The organism is Pseudomonas sp. (assembly GCF_030147005.1).
In the GTDB taxonomy this organism is placed as follows: domain Bacteria; phylum Pseudomonadota; class Gammaproteobacteria; order Pseudomonadales; family Pseudomonadaceae; genus Aquipseudomonas.
On sequence record NZ_JASLAW010000059.1, the window covers coordinates 1 to 21,676 of the forward strand.

The following is a 21,676-nucleotide window of genomic DNA, read 5'->3' on the forward strand; positions in this document are numbered from 1 at the left end:
GCCCGCTCCCACAGTTAATCGAGTATCAGCTTAAACCCAGCGCTTGCCAGATTCGCATCACCTGGCGCCGCTCGTCCGCAAATTGATCACCGCTCACCGTGCCCGCCTCGTTCTGCAAGGCTTGGCGGTGCGCGGCGGAGCGGTAAGCCTTATACACCTCACGCAACAAATGGGCGTCGGCGGCGGGCATCAGCCCGACCTGCTCCAAACCCTCCAAAATACGGATATTGTCGGTGTAGCGCAGTAACGATGGATGTTGCGCAGACCACGCCAAAGCGGCGTATTGCACCATAAATTCAATATCGACGATACCTCCGGCGTCCTGCTTGAGGTCGAACAGCGCCGTGGCTTCGAAGGCATTGGCGCCCCTGCCGGCTGTTGTGCTCCTGGTTCCCAGGTTGTCACGCATCTTGGCGCGCATCTCGCTCACCTCCAGGCGCAGCTTCGCCAGATCCCGTTCACGCCCCAATACTTTGGCGCGCACCTGCTCGAACGCATGGCCGACATCCTGGCTGCCCACCAACACGCGGGCACGAATCAGCGCCTGATGCTCCCAGGTCCAGGCTTCATTTTGCTGATAACGGTCGAACGCGCCGAGTGAACTCACCAGCAAACCGGACGCCCCCGAAGGACGCAGGCGCATGTCCACTTCATACAACTGGCCGGAGTTGGTCTGGGTGGTCAGCAGATGAATGATGCGCTGGCCCAGGCGCGTGAAAAACTGCGCACCGTCGATCGGCTTGGCGCCGTCGGTCTCGGCCTGCGGGTCGCCGTCGTGGATAAACACCAGGTCCAGGTCCGAACCATGCCCCAGTTCGATGCCGCCGACTTTCCCATAACCGACAATGATGAACCCAGGATCGCACAGGCTGCCGTCCAGCCGCTGCGGCGAGCCGTAACGGGCAACGGTCTGGCGCCAGGCCAGGGCCAGCACTTGTTCGAGAATGGCTTCGGCCAGCCAGGTGAGGTAGTCGCTGACTTTCATCAATGGCAGGCTGCCGGCGATTTCCGACGCGGCCACGCGCAGACGGTGCGCCAGTTTGAAATGGCGCAAGGCTTCCATTTGCTGCTCAAGGTCGTCCTCGGGGATACGCGTAAGGCGCTCGCGCAGCTCGGCGGCCAGCTCCGGCGCCAACGGTGGCTTGAACAGGCGCCCTTCGTTAAGCAGCTCATCCAGCAACAGCGGAAAGCGCGTGATCTGCTCGGCGATCCACGGGCTCGCCGCGCACAGCGTCAGCAGACGGCGCAAGGCATCGGGGTTTTCGGTGAGCAGCACCAGGTAAGCGGAACGCCGGGCCACAGCTTCCACCAGCGGCAATACGCGCTCCAATACCAGGTCCGGGTTGGCGTGTTCGACAGCCTGGGCCAGCAAGCGCGGGATAAAGGCGTCCAGCCGCTCGCGCCCGAGGCGCTGCATGGCGCGCAGTTGCGGGCTACCGCGCAGGCCGGCCAGGGTTTTGAGGGCCTTGGGCGCATCGGTGAAGCCGCCTTCGCTCAATTGGAGGCAGGCGGCGTCTTCATCCTGGGACTCTTCCCACAACGGCAACCATTCCCCGCCGACGACCAGTTCACTCTCTTCGCCCTCTTCTTCATCAGGGTCGGCAATCACTTGGCGGAAATGCCAGTCCACCCGTCCACGCCAATGCATCAGGCGTTCGTGGAACGCGGCCCAGTCGGCAAAGCCCAGCATGAAGGCAATACGCGCCTGGTCTTCCGGGCTGTCGGGGAGCATTTGGGTCTGACGATCGGCGATCGCCTGGATCGCATGTTCGGTGTAGCGCAAAAACTCGTAGCCGTTGCGCAACTCGCTGACCACTGCGCCGGGCAGATAACCCTGGCCCTCCAGGGTGCCCAGCACATTCAACAGCGGGCGTTGCTGCAGGCTGAGATCGCGGCCACCGTGGATCAGCTGAAACGCCTGGGCGATAAATTCCACCTCGCGAATACCACCCGAACCCAGCTTGATATTGTCGGCCATGCCCTTGCGCCGCACTTCCTGCTGGATCAACTGCTTCATGGTGCGCAGCGCTTCGATGGCCGAGAAATCCAGGTAACGGCGGTAGACGAACGGGCGCAGCATGTCGAGCAGTTGCGCACCCGCCATCTGGTCACCGGCCACGACGCGGGCCTTGATCATGGCGTAACGTTCCCAGTCGCGGCCCTGGTCCTGGTAGTACTGTTCCAGCGCGTTGAAACTGAGCACCAGTGCCCCGGCCGAACCATAGGGGCGCAGGCGCATGTCGACACGGAACACAAAACCGTCGACCGTCATCGGGTCGAGAGCCTTGATCAATTTTTGACCAAGACGAATGAAGAACTCCTGGTTATCCAGGGAGCGCTTGACCCCAACGGTCTCGCCGCCTTCGGGATAGGCAAAGATCAGGTCGATATCCGACGACAGGTTCAGCTCCACCGCCCCAAGCTTGCCCATGCCGAGGATGACCATGTGCTGCGCCTCACCGCTGCGCCGCCCGGTTGGCGTGCCGAACTGCGCACAGTGCCGCTGGTAAAGCCACTGGTAGGCCTGGTCGATGCAGGCATCGGCCATGTCGGAAAGGTCGCGGCAGGTTTGCACTAAATCAGCCTGACGGGTCAGGTCGCGCCAGATGATGCGCACCTGCTGGCGCGTACGCTGGCGGCGCAGCACACGGCCCAGTTCGTCTTCCGTTTCAGCCTGTTGCACGGCACCGGCGATCTGCCCGCACAGCTCACCCGGCGCAAAACCTCGGTCCAGCTCGCCCCAGACCACCAACTTGAGCAACATCAAAGGGTCACGAACACTCTGTTCAATCACGAAATCACTGGCCGCGCACACCCGCGCGAAGTCGGCCCACCGTTGCGGCGTCCAGCCGGAAAGGCCATGATCGTCATCCAGCGCGGCCACGGCGTCACGAAATGACTGCTCGGCCCGGCTGGCGTAAGGCAACAGAATGGCCGGGAGTTCGGCCAGCAATGGAAGGCTCATGGTCTATCCTTGATCGGCGGGTAAATGGCGTGTAGATGTGAACGCAGGAGCCCTGCTCGATGAAGGACTGTCGAACAAAAGTTAGAAATAGCTGAAATTAAATTAATCTTGGCAGGCAACATCAAACTTTCACCTTTTCTTGTTCGCAATAGACCAACAATAACGATTATGCTCACCAGCCAGACCGAGTCATACACTCAGTCTTGTGTAGTTTTACTACTCGTATATACATTCGAAAGGCTGAAATGGCCGACGATTTGTAGTAAAACTACAGGACGCCGAAGCAACCTTCGGCCATCCAAGAATTTATGTCGTCTGCCCACAAGGCCAGTCGCAAACTTCAGGCAACCGATTCTGGTAGCCTTTCCGCCCTGGAGCAAGCCATGCAAGACCTCGATCCCGTCGAAACCCAGGAATGGCTGGACGCCCTGGAATCGGTTCTCGACAAAGAAGGCGAAGACCGTGCTCACTATCTGATGACCCGTATGGGCGAACTCGCGACCCGCAGCGGCTCGCAGTTGCCTTACGCCATCACCACGCCATACCGCAACACCATCCCCGTTACCCACGAAGCACGCATGCCTGGCGACCTGTTCATGGAACGCCGCATTCGCTCGCTGGTACGCTGGAACGCCATGGCGATGGTAATGCGCACGAACTTGAAAGATTCGGACCTGGGCGGTCACATCTCCAGCTTCGCCTCCAGCGCAACCCTGTATGACATCGGCTTCAACTACTTCTTCCAGGCCCCGACCGACGAACACGGCGGCGACCTGATCTACTTCCAGGGTCACACCTCGCCAGGCGTTTACGCCCGTGCGTTCATGGAAGGTCGCATCAGCGAAGAACAAATGAACAACTTCCGCCAGGAAGTCGACGGTCAGGGCCTGTCGTCCTACCCGCACCCTTGGCTGATGCCTGATTTCTGGCAGTTCCCGACCGTTTCCATGGGTCTGGGCCCGATCCAGGCGATCTACCAGGCACGTTTCATGAAATACCTGGAAGCCCGTGGCTTCATCCCTGAAGGCGAGCAGAAAGTCTGGTGCTTCCTGGGCGACGGCGAGTGCGACGAGCCGGAATCCCTGGGCGCCATCTCCCTGGCCGGCCGCGAGAAGCTGGACAACCTGATCTTCGTCATCAACTGCAACCTGCAGCGCCTCGACGGCCCGGTTCGCGGCAATGGCAAGATCATCCAGGAACTCGAAGGCGTGTTCCGCGGCGCTCACTGGAATGTGACCAAAGTCATCTGGGGCCGTTTCTGGGATCCACTGCTGGCCAAGGACGTCGACGGTATCCTGCAACGTCGCATGGACGAAGTCATCGACGGCGAGTACCAGAACTACAAAGCCAAAGACGGCGCGTTCGTGCGTGAACATTTCTTCAACACGCCTGAACTCAAGGCGATGGTTGCAGACCTGTCCGACGACGAGATCTGGAAACTCAACCGTGGCGGCCACGACCCGTACAAGGTCTACGCGGCGTACCACGAAGCGGTCAACCACAAAGAACAGCCGACCGTCATCCTGGCCAAGACCATCAAGGGTTATGGCACCGGTGCCGGCGAAGCGAAGAACACCGCGCACAACACCAAGAAAGTCGATGTCGACAGCCTGAAGTTGTTCCGCGACCGCTTCGACATTCCGGTCAAGGACGAAGAGCTGGAGAACCTGCCGTTCTTCAAGCCTGAGCCGAACAGCGCCGAAGCCCGCTACCTCAGCGAGCGTCGTACCGCACTGGGCGGTTTCGTGCCGCAACGCCGCGCCAAGAGTTTGAGCATCCCGACGCCGCCACTCGATACCCTCAAGGCTATCCTGGACGGCTCGGGCGACCGTGAAATCTCCACCACCATGGCCTTCGTGCGGATCCTCGCGCAACTGGTCAAGGACAAGGAAATCGGTTCGCGCATCGTGCCGATCATCCCGGACGAAGCCCGTACCTTCGGTATGGAAGGCATGTTCCGTCAGTTGGGCATCTACTCCTCCGTCGGCCAGCTCTACGATCCAGTCGATAAAGATCAGGTGATGTTCTACAAGGAAGACAAGAAGGGCCAGATCCTCGAAGAAGGCATCAACGAAGCGGGCGCCATGAGCTCCTTCATCGCTGCCGGTACGTCGTACTCCAGCCACAACCAGCCGATGCTGCCGTTCTACATCTTCTACTCAATGTTCGGCTTCCAGCGCATTGGCGACCTGGCTTGGGCAGCAGGCGACAGCCGTACCCGTGGTTTCCTGATCGGCGGTACCGCCGGGCGCACCACGCTGAACGGCGAAGGCCTGCAACACGAAGACGGGCACAGCCACATCCTGGCCGCCACCATCCCGAACTGCCGCACCTTCGATCCAACCTACGGCTATGAGCTGGCGGTGATCATCCAGGACGGCATGAAGAAGATGACCGAAGAGCAGCAGGATGTTTTCTACTACATCACCGTGATGAACGAGTCCTACCAGCAGCCAGCCATGCCGGCCGGCGTGGAGGAAGGCATCATCAAGGGCATGTACCTGCTCGAAGAAGACACCAAGGAAGCGGCGCACCACGTACAGCTGATGGGCTCCGGCACCATCCTGCGCGAAGTGCGTGAAGCGGCGAAGATCCTGCGTGACGAGTTCAACGTCGGCGCCGACGTATGGAGCGTCACCAGCTTCAACGAACTGCGCCGCGACGGCTTGGCCGTGGAGCGCAGCAACCGTCTGCACCCTGGCCAGAAGCCACAACTGAGCTATGTCGAAGAGTGCCTGGCTGGCCGTAAAGGTCCAGTCATCGCCTCTACCGACTACATGAAACTGTTTGCTGAACAAATTCGCCAGTGGGTCCCGTCCAAGGAATTCAAAGTCCTGGGCACCGACGGTTTCGGCCGCAGTGACAGCCGCAAGAAGCTGCGTCACTTCTTCGAAGTCGACCGTCACTTCGTGGTGTTGGCAGCCCTGGAAGCCTTGGCTGACCGTGGTGAGATCGAACCCAAGGTGGTGGCTGACGCTATCGTCAAGTTCGGGATCAACCCGGAAAAACGCAACCCACTGGACTGCTGAGGAGACATTTTGTGAGCGAACTCATTCGCGTACCTGACATCGGCAGCGGTGAAGGTGAAGTAATCGAGCTGTTTGTGAAGGTCGGCGACACCGTCGAAGCCGACCAGAGCATCCTGACCCTGGAATCGGACAAGGCGAGCATGGAAATCCCTGCTCCCAAGGCCGGCGTGGTCAAAAGCCTGAAAGTGAAGCTGGGCGATCGCCTGAAAGAAGGCGACGAACTGCTGGAGCTGGAAATTGAAGGCGCTGCCGATGCAGCCCCTGCGGCGGCTGCTCCGGCCGCCGCTGCGCCTGCGCCTGCTGCTGAAAAGCCTGCCGCTGCCGCCGAGGCCCCAGCGGCCCCGGCTGCTGCACCGGCCGCCGCCACCGTTCAGGACATCCACGTCCCGGACATCGGCTCGTCGGGCAAGGCCAAGATCATCGAGCTGCTGGTCAAGGTCGGCGACACCGTCGAAGCCGACCAGTCGCTGATCACCCTGGAGTCCGACAAGGCCTCCATGGAGATCCCATCGCCGGCTGCCGGCGTGGTGGAAAGCATCGCGGTCAAGCTGGAAGACGAAGTCGGCACCGGTGACTTCATCCTCAAGCTCAAGGTTCAAGGCGCCGCGCCCGCCGCCGCTCCAGCACCGGCTGCTGCTCCAGCGGCCAAAGCTGAAGCTGCTCCGGCCGCTGCCGCCCCTGCCCCTGCTGCAAAAGCCGAGGCCGCGCCGGCCCCGGCGGCTGCCGCCTCCGCGCCAAGCGGTGCCAAGGTTCACGCCGGCCCGGCTGTACGCCAACTGGCCCGTGAATTCGGCGTCGAGTTGAATGCCGTCTCGGCCAGCGGTCCTCACGGCCGTGTGCTGAAGGAAGACGTGCAGGCTTACGTCAAAGCCATGATGCAGAAAGCCAAGGAAGCGCCGGCTGCCGGCACTGCAACCGGCGGCTCGGGCATTCCGCCGATTCGTACCGTGGATTTCAGCCGTTTCGGCGAAATCGAAGAAGTGCCGATGACCCGCCTGATGCAAATCGGCGCGGCAGGTCTGCACGCGAGCTGGCTGAACATCCCGCACGTGACGCAATTTGACCAGGCCGATATCACTGACCTGGAAGCGTTCCGCGTCGCGCAGAAAGCCGTGGCCGAGAAAGCCGGTGTGAAACTGACCGTGCTGCCCCTGCTGCTCAAGGCCTGTGCGCACCTGCTCAAGGAACTGCCGGACTTCAACAGCTCGCTGGCGCCAAGCGGCAAAGCGATCATTCGCAAGAAGTACGTGCACATCGGCTTTGCGGTCGACACGCCTGACGGCCTGCTGGTACCGGTCATCAAGAACGTCGACCAGAAGAGCCTGCTGCAACTGGCTGCCGAGGCCGCTGCACTGGCTGCCAAGGCCCGCGACAAGAAGCTCACCCCGGACGACATGCAGGGCGCATGCTTCACCATCTCCAGCCTCGGGCACATTGGCGGTACAGGCTTCACGCCAATCGTCAACGCGCCGGAAGTGGCGATCCTGGGTGTGTCCAAGGCAACCATCCAGCCGGTCTGGGACGGTAAAGCGTTCCAGCCCAAGCTGATGCTGCCACTGTCGCTGTCCTACGATCACCGCGTGATCAACGGCGCGGCGGCGGCACGCTTCACCCAGCGTCTGAGCCAGTTGCTGAACGACATCCGCACCATCCTGCTGTAAGCCGCAGCGGCCTCCCTTTATCGGGAGGCCCTTGCCGCATCGATTTCCGAGCGCCACGCTCGTACCTCAACCCCGCCACTTGGCGGGGCTTTTTTTGGGTTTATTGTACGTACAGGACAGGCTTGTACACCTTCTGTCACCCCGATTGCAGAAATCCCCCGCGTGGCCGATAACACCCTTATAGCACTTAGCCTTCATCCTCTCTTGTCAGTGCGTGCCGCATGATGCAACCTTGCCGCAAGCAACAGTAAAGAGGGCGTGAGCCCGGCGCCGTGCGCTTTTTCTCAAGCGAGTTTTCCCCATGAAAAGCCAACCCGATGTCGCGCGAATGGCGACCGAGGTAGTGACGCAATTACCGGTGCCTTCGCGCCTCGGTATGCTGCGTTTCGAGCGGCTTAATGAGGCAAGCTGGGCGCTGCTCTACCTCGACCCTAACTGCGAGCGCCAATTCGGCCTGCCGGCGGTCGAACTCTGCGCCTTGATCGGCACGCCGTACGCCAGCCTGATGGAACCCCAGGCGCGCTATCAACTGCACGACGCAATCCAGCAGCAACTGACCCACAGCCCCCACTACCTGGTGCGCTATACCCTGCACACCAGCGATGGCCCGCTGAGCCTGCTGGAAATGGGCGAGGCCTACAAGCAACACAACCGTCACCTGTTGCGCGGCTACCTGATGGTGGTCGAGGGCCTGTTCAGCGAAATTCCCGCCACGCTGCCGACCGCCGACCTGGAAAACCAGAACAGTCGCCTGCAAATCGCCCTGGAACTCAACCAGCGTGCGCAACAGGAACAGTTGCAGCACCTGGAGCGGGTACGCGCCCAGCAGGAGTTGATCCTGCTGCTGGCCCGCCAGCGCTACACCGCGCCCAATTCGCTGCAGGAAGCGGCCGAATTGATCACTCGCAGCGCCTGCGACATCTATCAGATCGATTGCGCCAGCATCTGGAACCTGGAAGGCCAGCGCCTGGTGCCGATTTCGGCCTATCACCGCGCCGACCAGCAACACCATTTGCCCGAAGCGATCGACGCCAGCTGCTTCCCCGATTACCTCGAAGCCCTGCAAAGCAGCCGCGCGATCGATGCCACCAATGCGATGCGCGACCCGCGTACCCGGGAAATGGCCGAAAGCCTGATCGCCAAAGATATCCACGCCATGCTCGACGCGAGCATCCGGGTGGATGGCCAAGTCGTCGGCGTGCTGTGCCTGGAGCAAAGCGGCTGTTCGCGTGCATGGCAGTCCGATGAAATCGCCTTTGCCGGCGAGTTGGCGGACCAGTTCGCCCAAGTCATCAACAATCACAACCGGCGCACCGCCACCAGCGCCCTGCACCTGTTCCAACGTGCAGTGGAACAAAGCGCCAATGCCTTTTTGCTGGTCAATTGCGATGGCGTGGTGGAGTACGTCAACCCAAGCTTTACCGCCATTACCCAATACAGCGCCGAAGAGGTGCATGGCCACCGCCTGGCCCAGTTGCCGGCGCTGGAGAACCTCAGCGAGCTGCTGTTCGACGCGCCGTCGGCCCTGGCCAAGAGCAACAGTTGGCAGGGTGAGTTCAAAAGCCGACGCAAGAACCTGGAACCCTACTGGGGCCAACTGTCGATTTCCAAGGTGTATGGCGACAACCGCGAGTTGACCCACTACATCGGCATCTACGAAGACATCACCCAGACCAAGCTGGCGCAGCAGCGCATCGAACGCCTGGCCTACACCGACAACCTGACCAACCTGGGCAACCGCCCGGCATTCATCCGCAACCTCGACGAGCGCTTTGCCCGCGACAGCGACAGCCCGATCAGCCTGCTGCTGGTGGACATCGACAACTTCAAGCGAATCAACGACAGCCTCGGCCACCAGACCGGCGACAAGCTGCTGATCAGCCTGGCCCGTCGCCTGCGCAACAGTTTGAGCAGCGGTGGCAGCCTGGCACGCTTTGCCAGTAACGAGTTTGCGGTGCTGCTGGACGATGCCGACATGGAGACCGGCCAGCAGGTGGCCAGCCAATTGCTGGCCACCCTCGACAAGCCGATGTTCGTCGACAACCAATTGATCAGCGTGACCGGCTCCGTGGGCCTGGCCTGCGCGCCGCTGCACGGGCGCGACCCGCAAACCCTGATGCGCAACGCCGGGCTGGCCCTGCACAAAGCCAAGGCCAACGGCAAACACCAGGTGCAGGTGTTTACCGAGGCCCTGAATGCCGAGGCGAGCTACAAGCTGTTCGTGGAAAACAACCTGCGCCGCGCGCTGACCCAGAACGAGCTGGACGTGTTCTACCAGCCCAAGCTGTGCCTGCGCAGTGGCCGCCTGCTGGGCATGGAAGCGCTGTTGCGCTGGAACCACCCGGAAAAGGGCATGATCCGCCCCGACCAGTTCATCAGCGTGGCCGAAGAGACCGGCTTGATCATCCCCATCGGCAAATGGATCGCCCGCCAGGCGTGCCGCATGAGCCGCCAGTTGACGGCTGCGGGGCTGGGCAATTTGCAGGTGGCGATCAACCTGTCGCCCAAGCAGTTTTCCGACCCGGACCTGGTGGCCTCGATTGCCACGATCCTCAAGGAAGAGCAGCTGCCGGCCAATCTGTTGGAGCTGGAGCTGACCGAAGGCCTGCTGCTGGAAGCCACCGAAGACACGCGCCTGCAACTGGACCAGCTCAAGAGCTTCGGCCTGACCCTGGCGATGGACGACTTCGGCACCGGTTATTCGTCGCTGAGCTACTTGAAAAAATTCCCCATCGACATCATTAAGATTGATCGCAGCTTTATCCACGAAATCCCGGATAACCAGGACGACATGGAAATCACCTCGGCGGTCATCGCCATGGCCCACAACCTCAAGCTCAAGGTGGTGGCCGAAGGCATCGAAACCGCCGAGCAACTGGCGTTCCTGCGCCGGCATCGTTGCGACGTGGGCCAGGGCTACCTGTTCGACCGGCCAATCCCCGGCGCAGAGCTGCTGGAGAAGCTTAAACGCTACCCACGCGGGCCTATCGCCTGACAGCGCTGTAACACTCGGGCACACTGGCGGTCTGACAATTTACCGTTACTCAACTTGACGAGAGGACTGATCATGGTCTTGCGCTCGGAAATTCTGGTGAACAAAAACGTGCTGCCTACTCAAGAACAAGCTTTGCCTGGCCGTGAAACCCCGATGGCCTTGCCGCAAACCCATTACGTCAACGGCAACCCGCTGCTGGGCCCTTTCACCGACGACGTCGGCTTTGCGATCTTCGGCCTGGGATGTTTCTGGGGCGCTGAACGTAAGTTCTGGGAGAGCGACGGCGTGGTCAGCACCGTGGTTGGCTATGCCGGCGGCTTCACGCCCAACCCGACCTATGAAGAAGTCTGCTCGGGCCTGACCGGCCACAGCGAAGTGGTGCTGGTGGTGTACGACCAGGCCAAAGTGAAATACGAAGACTTGCTGAAGATGTTCTGGGAACTGCACAACCCCACCCAGGGCATGCGCCAGGGCAACGATATCGGCAGCCAATACCGTTCGGTGATCTATGCCACCACGCCGGAACAACTGGCGGCGGCCAAGGCCAGTGCCGAGGCTTATCAGCAAGAGCTGACCAAGGCCGGCCTGGGCGAGATCACCACCGAAATCGACGAAGCGCCGACGGTGTACTTCGCCGAGGCGTATCACCAGCAGTACCTGGCGAAGAATCCGCAGGGTTACTGCGGGATCGGCGGCACTGGCGTGACCTGCCCGATCTGACGTCGATCTCTGTAGGAGCGAGCTTGCTCGCGAAAAACCTGAGAGCGCCGCAGGGCGTCAGGTTTCCCGCGTTATCGTTAACGATTTTCGCGAGCAAGCTCGCTCCTACAGTTGGTTATTCGGCGATGAGCCAATCCATCTGCCATCCGCCCTGGGTCTGGCCAAGTTGCTTGGACAGCCACGGCAGCAATTCACGCAACTCCTCCTCCAAGCCCCACGGCGGGTTGGCAATGGCCAGGCCCGAGCCCGTCAGGGTGTTGGGCGTGTCCAGTGGGTGCACCAGCAGCTCCACGCGTAACAGTTTCGGCGCACCAGTGCCGGCCAGGTCCTGGTAAAAGCGGCGCAACATGCGCGGGTCTTTCACCGGGTACCAAATCGCCGCGACGGTCTGGCGCATGCGGCTGACGGCTTCCTTGAGGGATGCCGCGCAACGCTGCATTTCATCGAGTTTTTCAAACGGTGGGTCGATCAGCATCAAGGCGCGTTTTTCCGGCACCGGCAACAGGGCGCGCGGCACATGCCAGCCTTCGCCAAGGTGCACCTTGACCCGGCGATCACCCTTCATATTGTCCTTGAGCAGCACGCCGTCTTCCGGGTGCTTTTCGTTGAGCAGCACACGATCCTGGGGGCGCGTCAGGCGGCGCGCCAGCTCAGGCGAACCCGGGTAGTAACGCAACTGGCCATCCGGGTTCATCTCGTGCAGCACGCGCATGTAGTCGGCGGTGAGCGGCGGCAGGTCGTTTGCGCCCCACAGGCGGGCGATGCCTTCCAGGTATTCACCGGTGCGGTTGGCCTGGTCGCCCTGCAGGTCGTACAGGCCAATGCCGGCGTGGGTATCAAGGTAGGCGAACGGCTGCTCCTTGCGCGACATCAGGGCGATGAGGCGGGTCAAGGTCAGGTGTTTGAAGACATCGGCGTGGTTGCCGGCGTGAAAGGCGTGACGATAATTCATGGTTGCTCCTGCGCAGGGGGCGAAGTTTACCTTCTACCGACGCAAAGGTGCAGGGCCGCATGGCGGGTGGCGTCTTGCTTAACTCAATTGCGAAACGAGGTAATCGACCAGCGCTGCATGGCTGGCCCCTGGCTTGCGCACGAACCAGCCGAGCTTGTGCTGCAAGGTGGTCGGCGTGAATGCGGCGTACAGGTCAGGGCGCTGCTCTTGCAGCCATTGCAGCAGGTTGTCGATCAGTACGCGCGGCGATTGGTCTTCCAGGTGCTTGAGCAACGGCGCAGGCACTCGCCACCAAGGGCACGATTGAGCCGACGTGACCGCGCCAGTCGCCACCGTCAGCGGCTGGCCATTGATCAGATAACGCCCAAACACCGGCAATACCTTCCCCGCCTCGTCCCAACTGCTGCCACATCGGCTGAAACTGAGCGCCATCCCAGAAGCGTAGAAACACCGCCTGATCGTTGGGCATCAGTACTTTGGTCAAGCTTTGCAGGTGAGCGACCACGGTTTCCAGCGTGCTGGAGGATACCGCCAACCAGCCCCAGTCAGTGGCTCGAGTGGAGGCCACCCAATCGAGGAACGCGCTGCCCGGCTCGACGATGCCCACGTAAGGCATCACCTCATCCCAATGGGCATAGGCCGTGCCTGCGCAGATCGCTTGCGCAGCGGCCCGCCGTCATGGCTTGCCAGGCGGCGAGCGGCTTGGTATCGCTGGCGTTGCCCAGTACGGCAAAAATGCGTTCATCGGCCAGCAGAGGGAACTGTGCCAGCCAGGTGGTGGGGGCCATGGCGGTCTGCATCAGGAAACACTCCGTGTATGTTCAGTAATATCGCACTGCCCGGCCCGGCACCGCTCGCATTCTTCGCAAAAAGGCGCGCTGCGTTTCAGGCTGGCTACCTGCACAGTGCTCAGAGGAAGCGGGATAACCGCCTCCTCCCTCTCCTTCAAACCGGGCGTCAACGGCGCCGCCGCAGGTGCTGGTGCCCCGCCGGGCTGGATCGGCACGCTGCTGAAAATCCCGCCCGCCGACAGGGTGATCGACTGGCCTCCCGCTTGAATCGTGATGCTGGCCCCCGCGTCGATGACGATGCTTTGCCCAGCCGCCAGCTGAAGGGTGCGCCCGGCCCGCATGTGCTGCGATCCGCCGACCACCAGATGGTCATCCTGTTTGAGTTCAGTCAGGCGATTGCCATGGGTGATGCGCTGCTCTTCGCCCTGCACCTCATGGTGCGACTCACCTCCCACCGTTACCCGTCGCTGGTTATCGACCTGCACCTGCTGGTCATGCAACACATGCTCGGTCCAGTCCCGCTGAGCGCGCAGGTAGATTTCCTCGGCGCCCTTGCGGTCCTCGATGCGCAGTTCGTTGTAGCCACCGCCGCCGGGGCTGCTCTGGCTGCGAAAGATGCTGCGGGTCTGGTCGGCCGGCAGATCGAGAGGCAAACGATTTGCCGCGTTGGGCAGACAACCCATCACCACCGGCATATCCACGTCGCCATCAACGAAGCCCACCAGCACTTCCATGCCGACTCGCGGGATCAGTACCGACCCATAACGGTCATGGGCCCAGCCGCTCGCCACGCGCAACCAACAACTGGAATGGTCGTTGCGCTCCCCGTCGCGATCCCAGGCCATCTGCACTTTGACGCGACCGTATTCGTCGCAATGGATTTCACTGTCGACAGGGCCGGTAACCACCGCGTTCTGGTAGCCCGACATGTGTGGCCGGGGCACGATCAGAGGTGTTCGAAACGGCACCTCCCAAGGCGTGGCTACGAACTCATTGCTATAGCCCGTGGGCAAGTCATCCCCATGGGCGTCAGGCGCAGACTCCTCCAATACCTGCGGCTGCTGCCCTGTATGGTGCAACTGGGTGACCAGCCACAGATCATTCCACTGCTGACGCGGGTGGCCGGCCATTTTCAGAAACTGCCCCGTGACCAGGGCCGGCTGGTCGCTCGAACCGCTGGCTTGGCGAAAGTCGCTGCGATGGCGCTCCAACACGCGCTGTGCCAGGTACTTGCCGTGGGCTCGGTCAGTGAAATATCCAGGGTAGCGCTGCTCGTTGAGGGGCAGGTGTTGCCCGCTGGCTGCCGTGCTTTCCAATACCAAGCTGGGCTTTTTGAAGTCGTAGGCCCGCAGGTTCACGCCAGCGGTACGGGTTTCCAGCCGCAGGATAAAGCGCCTGATGGCAGGCGCCTCGGCCACCATCCCGGAACCGGCCGAGTAGGGAGTGACGTGGTCCGGCTGGCTGAACACACTCTGGTCATCGCCAAACACCAGCAGGTGACGCTGTGGACTGTGCTGAAAGTGATAGTGAATGCCCGATTCAACGCACAAGCGCTGGATGAACTGCAAATCGGTTTCATCGAACTGAACACAGTACTCGCGCTCGGGGTATTGGCCGCTCAGGCGAAACACGAAGGTGTCACCCTGCACATCCTGCGCTTCCAACACCAGCGCAATGATCTGCGGCACGGTTTTTTTCTGAAAAATCCTCTGGTGAGCGCTGTGCTCCAGATACGCCAACTGCGGCACCAGAGTGATCTGGTAACGGGTCAGACGCCTGCCCGAATCGCCTTGCGCGACTCGGTAAACTCGACCATGAACACCGTGGCCCTGAGCATCGAACCCCAGGAACGCTTGACGGTGCAGCAGGCTATCGAGGTCCAGATCGGGTTGTTCGCTCACCAGCTCAAGGTCAAAGCGAAAGGGAAGGCTGATAAATTCTTCACCCGTAAATCCATGAACCTTGAGATCGCAAGGCTCCCCATCCAGGGTCAGATTAAAGGCACTTTCATTGGCAGGAGCGAACATCCGGTGTTTCTCTGCGAAGGGTGGGTGAGCGATTCTGCATCAGCCGCTTACCCAGTCGAGCGCTGCTCCGGAAAATAAGTAAGGTCCTACACTGGCAGCGCCGAAATCCTCGGACATCGGCGGGCTGACGTTCTTCGTCACGCGTCGGCAAACTCAATCAGACATAAAAAAGGCCCGCATCCGTAGGACGTGGGCCTTCTTTTCAACTACCTGGCGGTCAACGCCCAGCGGTGTTACTTGTTGAGGTTGTAGTCTTTTTCCGCTGCATCAAAGCGCTCGACCATACCGGCAGTCGGTGCACCCATCTTGCTCACGAAGTAGATCGCCAGGCTGGCGAAGATAAAGCCTGGGATGATTTCGTACAGGCCCAGCAGCTCGAAGTGTTTCCACACGATCACGGTGATCGCGCCGACCAGGATGCCGGCCAGTGCGCCGTTGCGGGTCATGTTTTTCCAGATCACCGAGATCAGCACAACAGGACCGAAGGCGGCACCGAAACCGGCCCAGGCGTAGCTGACCAGGCCCAGTACGCGGTTTTCCGGATTGGCGGCCATGGCGATGGCAATCAACGCCACGACCAGCACCATGATCCGGCCAACCCACACCAGTTCAATCTGGGACGCGCCCTTGCGCAGGAACGCCTTGTAGAAGTCTTCGGTCAGGGCGCTGGAACACACCAGCAATTGGCAGCTCAGGGTACTCATGACGGCCGCCAGAATGGCCGACAGCAGTACACCGGCAATCCAAGGGTTGAACAGGATCTTGGCCAGTTCGATAAACACACGCTCAGGGTTTTCAGTCACCGGGCCTGCCACTTCCGGATGCGCCGAGAAGTAAGCGATGCCGAAGAAGCCCACCGCCACGGTGCCGCCCAGGCACAGGATCATCCAGGTCATGGAGATGCGACGCGCCTTGGCAATCGACTTCACCGAATCCGCCGCCATGAACCGCGCGAGGATGTGCGGCTGGCCGAAGTAACCCAGGCCCCAGCCCATCAGCGAGATAATGCCGATGAAGGTGGTGTTTTTCAGCATGTCGAAATTGGTCGGGTCCTTGGCTTCAATGGCCAGGAACGTGGTGTCCACGCCGCCGGTGGCCAGCAGCACGATGATCGGCGTGAGGATCAACGCGAAGATCATCAGGGTGGCTTGTACGGTGTCGGTCCAGCTCACCGCCAGGAAACCGCCGATAAAGGTGTAGGCGATGGTCGCCGCCGCACCGGCCCACAGCGCAGTCTCGTAGGACATGCCGAAGGTGCTTTCGAACAGGCGGGCACCGGCCACGATGCCGGAGGCGCAGTAAATGGTGAAGAACACCAGGATCACAACAGCAGAGATGATCCGCAGCAGACCGCTTTTATCTTCGAAGCGGCTGGAGAAGTAATCCGGCAGGGTCAGGGCGTCGCCGTTGTGTTCGGTCTGCACCCGCAGGCGACCGGCCACGAACAGCCAGTTGAGGTAGGCACCGACGATCAGGCCGATGGCAATCCAGCTTTCCGACAAGCCAGACATGTAGATCGCGCCCGGCAGGCCCATCAATAACCAGCCGCTCATATCGGAAGCACCGGCCGACAAGGCCGTGACCACGCTACCCAGGCTGCGACCGCCGAGGATGTAATCGGAAAGGTTATTGGTAGAGCGATAGGCCATGAGGCCGATCAGCACCATTGCTGCGATATAGATCACAAACGTGATCAGGGTGGGATTGCTAACGCTCATATAAGTGACGCCCTGGCTTGTTTTTATTTAGCGGCGGCCTGTCAGACAGCTACCCTGTAACTTGAGGATAGACGCACCTGCATGCCGCGCATTTATGACTGACGTTTCCCCAGGAAAGCCGTCAGCCGATGAACCGAGCCGATAAGCTGGTTGCACCTTGGTCGCGAATGCTATTCAACAAAGCAAATAAGGTGCAACCAGTTTCTCGCGAATAAGTTGCACCTGGATGTTTATTGTCGAAAACAACCGATTCTTGCTCCTTTTCGGAGCAAGAACAGCCGATTTCAGAAGTAAATGCACCAACACAAAGCGGTTGCTGTCGACTCGGGATTATTTCCGACAGCCGTCAAAGTTTTCATGAACAAAAAAGGTTGCACCCGGTTGCACCTAGCCATGCGCAAAGCTAATCTTGCCGTCAGCAGATGCCACTCGGTAGTGGCACCCATGAGGATAAGAAAATGGCTACGACCACCCTTGGGGTCAAACTCGACGACCCAACCCGCGAGCGCCTGAAGGCCGCCGCGTCCTCCATTGATCGCACGCCGCACTGGCTGATCAAACAGGCAATTTTCAATTACCTGGAGAAACTCGAGGGTGGTGCAACCCTTTCCGAGCTCAACGGTTCGGGCAGCAAGGATGCCGACGACGCTGGCGAAGTCCAGAACGACCACGCCCATCAGTGCTTCCTTGAGTTCGCCGAGAGCATCCTGCCGCAATCGGTACTGCGCGCCTCGATCACCGCCGCTTACCGTCGCCCCGAGCCGGAAGTGGTGCCGATGCTGATCGAGCAGGCTCGCCTGCCGGCAGCCATGGCCGAAGCCACCAACAAGCTGGCCGCCACCATCGCCGAAAAACTGCGCAACCAGAAGAGCGCTGGCGGCCGTGCCGGTATCGTTCAGGGCCTGCTGCAGGAATTTTCCCTGTCTTCCCAGGAAGGCGTGGCGCTGATGTGCCTGGCCGAAGCGTTGCTGCGCATCCCGGACAAAGGCACTCGCGATGCGCTGATCCGCGACAAGATCAGCACCGGCAACTGGCACCCGCACCTGGGCAACAGCCCATCGCTGTTCGTCAACGCGGCCACCTGGGGCCTGCTGTTGACCGGCAAACTGGTCGCCACGCATAACGAAGCGGGGTTGACGTCGTCCCTGAGCCGCATCATCGGCAAAAGCGGCGAGCCGATGATCCGCAAGGGCGTCGACATGGCCATGCGCCTGATGGGCGAGCAGTTCGTCACCGGCGAAACCATCGCCGAGGCCCTGGCCAACGCGAGCAAATTCGAAGCCAAAGGCTTCCGTTATTCCTACGACATGCTCGGGGAAGCCGCGCTCACCGAACACGATGCCCAGAAGTACCTGGCTTCGTACGAACAAGCCATTCACTCTATCGGCAAAGCATCCCACGGCCGTGGGATCTATGAAGGCCCAGGCATTTCCATCAAGCTCTCCGCCCTGCACCCGCGCTACAGCCGCGCGCAGTACGAGCGCGTAATGGACGAGCTGTACCCGCGCCTGTTGTCGCTGACCTTGCTGGCCAAGCAATACGACATCGGTCTGAACATCGACGCCGAAGAAGCCGACCGCCTCGAGTTGTCCCTGGACCTGCTCGAGCGCCTGTGCTTCGAGCCGCAACTGACCGGCTGGAACGGTATCGGCTTTGTGATCCAGGCCTACCAGAAGCGTTGCCCTTACGTGATCGACTACGTGATCGACCTGGCACGCCGCAGCCGTCACCGCCTGATGATCCGCCTGGTTAAAGGCGCGTACTGGGACAGCGAAATCAAGCGCGCCCAAGTTGAAGGCCTGGAAGGCTACCCGGTGTACACCCGCAAGGTGTACACCGACGTGTCCTACATTGCCTGCGCGCGCAAACTGCTGTCGGTGCCGGAAGTCATTTACCCGCAGTTCGCCACGCACAACGCCCACACGCTGTCGGCCATCTATCACATTGCTGGTCAGAACTATTACCCCGGCCAGTACGAGTTCCAATGCCTGCACGGCATGGGCGAACCGCTGTACGAACAGGTTGTAGGCAAGGTTTCCGAAGGCAAGCTGAACCGTCCGTGCCGTGTGTACGCACCGGTCGGCACGCACGAAACACTGCTGGCCTACCTGGTGCGTCGTCTGCTGGAAAACGGCGCGAACACCTCGTTCGTCAACCGCATCGCCGACCAATCCATCTCCATTCAGGAGCTGGTGGCCGATCCAGTGGCGAGCATCGAGCAAATGGCGACGGTGGAAGGCGGCTTCGGCCTGCCGCACCCGCGTATTCCACTGCCGCGTGACCTGTACGGGAGTGACCGCGCCAACTCGGCCGGTATCGACCTGGCCAACGAGCATCGCCTGGCATCGCTTTCATGCGCCCTGCTGGCCACCGCTCACAACAACTGGAAAGCCGCGCCGATGCTCGGTTGCGCCTCCAGCGAACAGCCGGCGGCAGCAGTGCTGAACCCGTCCGACCTGCGCGATGTGGTCGGTTATGTTCAGGAAGCCACCGTCGAAGACGTCGACAATGCCATCCAGTGCGCCATCAGCGCCGGTCCGATCTGGCAGGCCACCCCGCCCGCCGAACGCGCTGCGATCCTGGAACGCGCCGCCGACCTGATGGAAGGCGAAATCCAGCCACTGATGGGCCTGCTGGCCCGTGAAGCCGGCAAGACCTTCGCCAACGCCATCGCTGAAGTGCGCGAAGCCGTGGACTTCCTGCGCTACTACGCGGTGCAGGCACGCAACGACTTTACCAACGACGCCCACCGCCCATTGGGCCCGGTGGTGTGCATCAGCCCGTGGAACTTCCCGCTGGCGATCTTCAGCGGCCAGGTCGCGGCTGCATTGGCCGCCGGTAACCCGGTCCTGGCCAAGCCTGCCGAGCAAACCCCGCTGGTCGCCGCCCAAGCCGTACGCATCCTGCTCGAAGCCGGTATTCCACAAGGCGTGCTGCAATTGCTGCCGGGCCAGGGCGAAAGCGTCGGTGCCCGCCTGGTCGGTGATGAGCGCGTCAAAGGCGTGATGTTCACCGGTTCCACCGAAGTTGCACGCTTGCTGCAACGCAATGTCGCCGGTCGTCTGGATGCCCAGGGGCGCCCGATTCCGTTGATCGCCGAAACCGGTGGCCAGAACGCGATGATCGTCGACTCGTCGGCGCTCACCGAACAAGTGGTGATCGACGTGGTGTCTTCGGCCTTCGACAGCGCCGGCCAACGTTGCTCGGCACTGCGCGTACTGTGCCTGCAGGAAGATTCGGCAGACCGCGTCATCGAAATGCTCAAGGGCGCCATGGCGGAATGTCGCCTGGGTAACCCGGAGCGCCTGTCGGTAGACATCGGCCCGGTGATCGACGCCGAAGCCAAGGCCGGCATCGAGAAACACATCCAGGCCATGCGCGACAAAGGCCGCAATGTTTACCAAGTGGCCATTGCCGATGGCGAAGAGATCAAGCGTGGCACCTTCGTAATGCCCACTCTGATCGAGCTTGAAAGCTTCGACGAACTGCAACGGGAAATCTTCGGCCCGGTGCTGCACGTGGTGCGTTACAAGCGTAAAGAGATCGACCAGCTCATCGGCCAGATCAATGCGTCCGGCTACGGCCTGACCCTGGGCGTGCACACCCGCATCGACGAGACCATCGCCAAGGTGATCGACAACGTCAATGCCGGTAACGTCTACGTCAACCGTAACATCGTGGGTGCCGTGGTCGGCGTGCAACCGTTCGGCGGCGAAGGCTTGTCGGGTACCGGTCCGAAAGCCGGTGGCCCGCTGTACCTGTACCGCCTGCTGTCGACTCGTCCTACCGACGCGATCGAGCAATCCTTCGTACGTGGCGACGCATTGACTGCACCAGACCTGCGCCTGCGCGACGCCATGAGCCAACCGCTGACCGCCTTGAAAGCCTGGGCTGACAGCCAGAAGTTCAGCGAACTGAGCGCCCTGTGCACACAATTCGCCGCGCAGTCGCAAAGCGGTATCACCCGCCAACTGGCCGGCCCGACCGGTGAGCGCAACAGCTATGCGATCCTGCCGCGTGAACACGTGCTGTGCCTGGCGGAAGTGGAAGGTGACCTGCTGACCCAACTGGCCGCGGTATTGGCGGTAGGCGGCTCGGCGGTATGGCCGGACACCGAACTGACCAAGGCCTTGTTCACACGCCTGCCCAAAGACATCCAGGCCAAGATCAAGCGTGTGGCCGACTGGACCAAGGACGACGTGGTGTTCGACGCGGTCCTGCATCACGGTGACTCCGACCAACTGCGCGCAGTATGCCAGCAAGTGGCGCAGCGGGGCGGAGCGATTGTCGGGGTGCATGGTCTGTCCCAGGGCGAGACGGCGATTGCGCTGGAGCGCCTGGTGATCGAGCGGGCATTAAGCGTTAACACCGCTGCGGCGGGCGGTAACGCCAGCCTGATGACCATCGGTTAACGACCTGAGCAAACGCGGTAAAAAAATGTGGGGGGGCTTGCCCTAATGCCGGTCAGTTAAGCGCTAAAGCAGAAAAACCTGCGACCTGTGGCGAGGGAGCTTGCTCCCGTTGGGGCGCGAAGCGGCCCCAAAAATGGGACGGCTACGCAGTCCAGCGGGAGCAAGCTCCCTCGCCACAGGGACCGGTTCTGTCTTAACTGACTGGCATTAGGGCTTGCCCCCGATAGCGGTATGTCAGCCAGACATAAATTGGCTGATCCACCGCAATCGGGGGCAAGCCCCAATGCCAGTCAGTTAAGCGCTAGAGCAGGCAACCGTCGGCCTGTGGCGAGGGAGCTTGCTCCCGCTGGGCCGCGAAGCGACCCCAGAAAATGGGACTGCTGCGCAGTCCAGCGGGAGCAAGCTC

General features: G+C 61.2%; 9 protein-coding genes and 2 pseudogenes. 5 read left to right on the forward strand and 6 right to left on the reverse strand.

The annotated features are described in order from the left end of the window. Window positions 1-25: 25 nt before the first annotated feature. Window positions 26-2,965, reverse strand: a complete 2,940-nt coding sequence (gene glnE, locus Q1V60_RS05460; protein ID WP_300628176.1) for a bifunctional [glutamate--ammonia ligase]-adenylyl-L-tyrosine phosphorylase/[glutamate--ammonia-ligase] adenylyltransferase — start codon at window positions 2,963-2,965, stop codon at window positions 26-28. Between the two features lie 383 nt (window positions 2,966-3,348). Here glnE and aceE point away from each other — a divergent pair, with 383 nt between their 5' ends. The 4 genes from aceE (at window position 3,349) to msrA (ending at window position 11,370) form a co-directional block, all read left to right on the forward strand. Further along, entirely contained in the window at window positions 3,349-5,994 is a 2,646-nt protein-coding gene (gene aceE, locus Q1V60_RS05465; RefSeq protein WP_300628178.1) for a pyruvate dehydrogenase (acetyl-transferring), homodimeric type, read from the forward strand. 11 nt (window positions 5,995-6,005) lie between these two features. Further along, a complete protein-coding gene (gene aceF / locus Q1V60_RS05470; RefSeq protein ID WP_300628179.1) occupies window positions 6,006-7,655 on the forward strand; it encodes a dihydrolipoyllysine-residue acetyltransferase in 1,650 nt (549 codons plus the stop codon). A gap of 301 nt (window positions 7,656-7,956) precedes the next feature. Continuing rightward, complete coding sequence (locus Q1V60_RS05475; protein ID WP_300628180.1) at window positions 7,957-10,650, forward strand: GGDEF and EAL domain-containing protein; 2,694 nt, start codon at window positions 7,957-7,959, stop codon at window positions 10,648-10,650. A gap of 72 nt (window positions 10,651-10,722) precedes the next feature. Continuing rightward, window positions 10,723-11,370 carry a peptide-methionine (S)-S-oxide reductase MsrA gene (gene msrA, locus Q1V60_RS05480; protein WP_300628181.1) on the forward strand — a complete coding sequence of 216 codons (648 nt, stop codon included), beginning with the start codon at window positions 10,723-10,725 and terminating at the stop codon, window positions 11,368-11,370. 10 nt (window positions 11,371-11,380) lie between these two features. Here msrA and Q1V60_RS05485 read toward each other — a convergent pair. From Q1V60_RS05485 to putP, 5 genes and pseudogenes are all read right to left on the reverse strand, one after another. Further along, window positions 11,381-11,467 (reverse strand): annotated as a pseudogene (locus Q1V60_RS05485) (outer membrane lipoprotein carrier protein LolA); the annotation flags it as partial. An 18-nt stretch (window positions 11,468-11,485) separates the two neighbouring features. Next, window positions 11,486-12,322, reverse strand: coding sequence for a 23S rRNA (adenine(2030)-N(6))-methyltransferase RlmJ (gene rlmJ / locus Q1V60_RS05490; RefSeq protein WP_122737309.1), 837 nt, complete (start codon window positions 12,320-12,322; stop codon window positions 11,486-11,488). A 78-nt stretch (window positions 12,323-12,400) separates the two neighbouring features. Beyond that, window positions 12,401-13,122: pseudogene (locus Q1V60_RS05495) on the reverse strand (DUF4123 domain-containing protein). Continuing rightward, window positions 13,122-15,140, reverse strand: a complete 2,019-nt coding sequence (gene tssI / locus Q1V60_RS05500; protein ID WP_300628184.1) for a type VI secretion system tip protein TssI/VgrG — start codon at window positions 15,138-15,140, stop codon at window positions 13,122-13,124. Before tssI ends, Q1V60_RS05495 begins: the two are co-directional and overlap by 1 nt. A gap of 233 nt (window positions 15,141-15,373) precedes the next feature. Next, complete coding sequence (gene putP, locus Q1V60_RS05505) at window positions 15,374-16,858, reverse strand: sodium/proline symporter PutP (protein ID WP_300628185.1); 1,485 nt, start codon at window positions 16,856-16,858, stop codon at window positions 15,374-15,376. Between the two features lie 458 nt (window positions 16,859-17,316). Here putP and putA point away from each other — a divergent pair, with 458 nt between their 5' ends. Then, window positions 17,317-21,270 carry a trifunctional transcriptional regulator/proline dehydrogenase/L-glutamate gamma-semialdehyde dehydrogenase gene (putA, locus tag Q1V60_RS05510; protein WP_300628186.1) on the forward strand — a complete coding sequence of 1,318 codons (3,954 nt, stop codon included), beginning with the start codon at window positions 17,317-17,319 and terminating at the stop codon, window positions 21,268-21,270. The last annotated feature ends 406 nt before the right edge of the window (window positions 21,271-21,676 follow it).

What these genes read in the sequence shown, in the direction of transcription:
- glnE (WP_300628176.1), bottom strand. Translation starts at nt 2,965, where the DNA reads ATGAGCCTTCCATTGCTGGCCGAACTCCCGGCCATTCTGTTGCCTTAC.
- aceE (WP_300628178.1), top strand. Translation starts at nt 3,349, where the DNA reads ATGCAAGACCTCGATCCCGTCGAAACCCAGGAATGGCTGGACGCCCTG.
- Q1V60_RS05475 (WP_300628180.1), top strand. Translation starts at nt 7,957, where the DNA reads ATGAAAAGCCAACCCGATGTCGCGCGAATGGCGACCGAGGTAGTGACG.
- msrA (WP_300628181.1), top strand. Translation starts at nt 10,723, where the DNA reads ATGGTCTTGCGCTCGGAAATTCTGGTGAACAAAAACGTGCTGCCTACT.
- rlmJ (WP_122737309.1), bottom strand. Translation starts at nt 12,322, where the DNA reads ATGAATTATCGTCACGCCTTTCACGCCGGCAACCACGCCGATGTCTTC.
- tssI (WP_300628184.1), bottom strand. Translation starts at nt 15,140, where the DNA reads ATGTTCGCTCCTGCCAATGAAAGTGCCTTTAATCTGACCCTGGATGGG.
- putP (WP_300628185.1), bottom strand. Translation starts at nt 16,858, where the DNA reads ATGAGCGTTAGCAATCCCACCCTGATCACGTTTGTGATCTATATCGCA.
- putA (WP_300628186.1), top strand. Translation starts at nt 17,317, where the DNA reads ATGGCTACGACCACCCTTGGGGTCAAACTCGACGACCCAACCCGCGAG.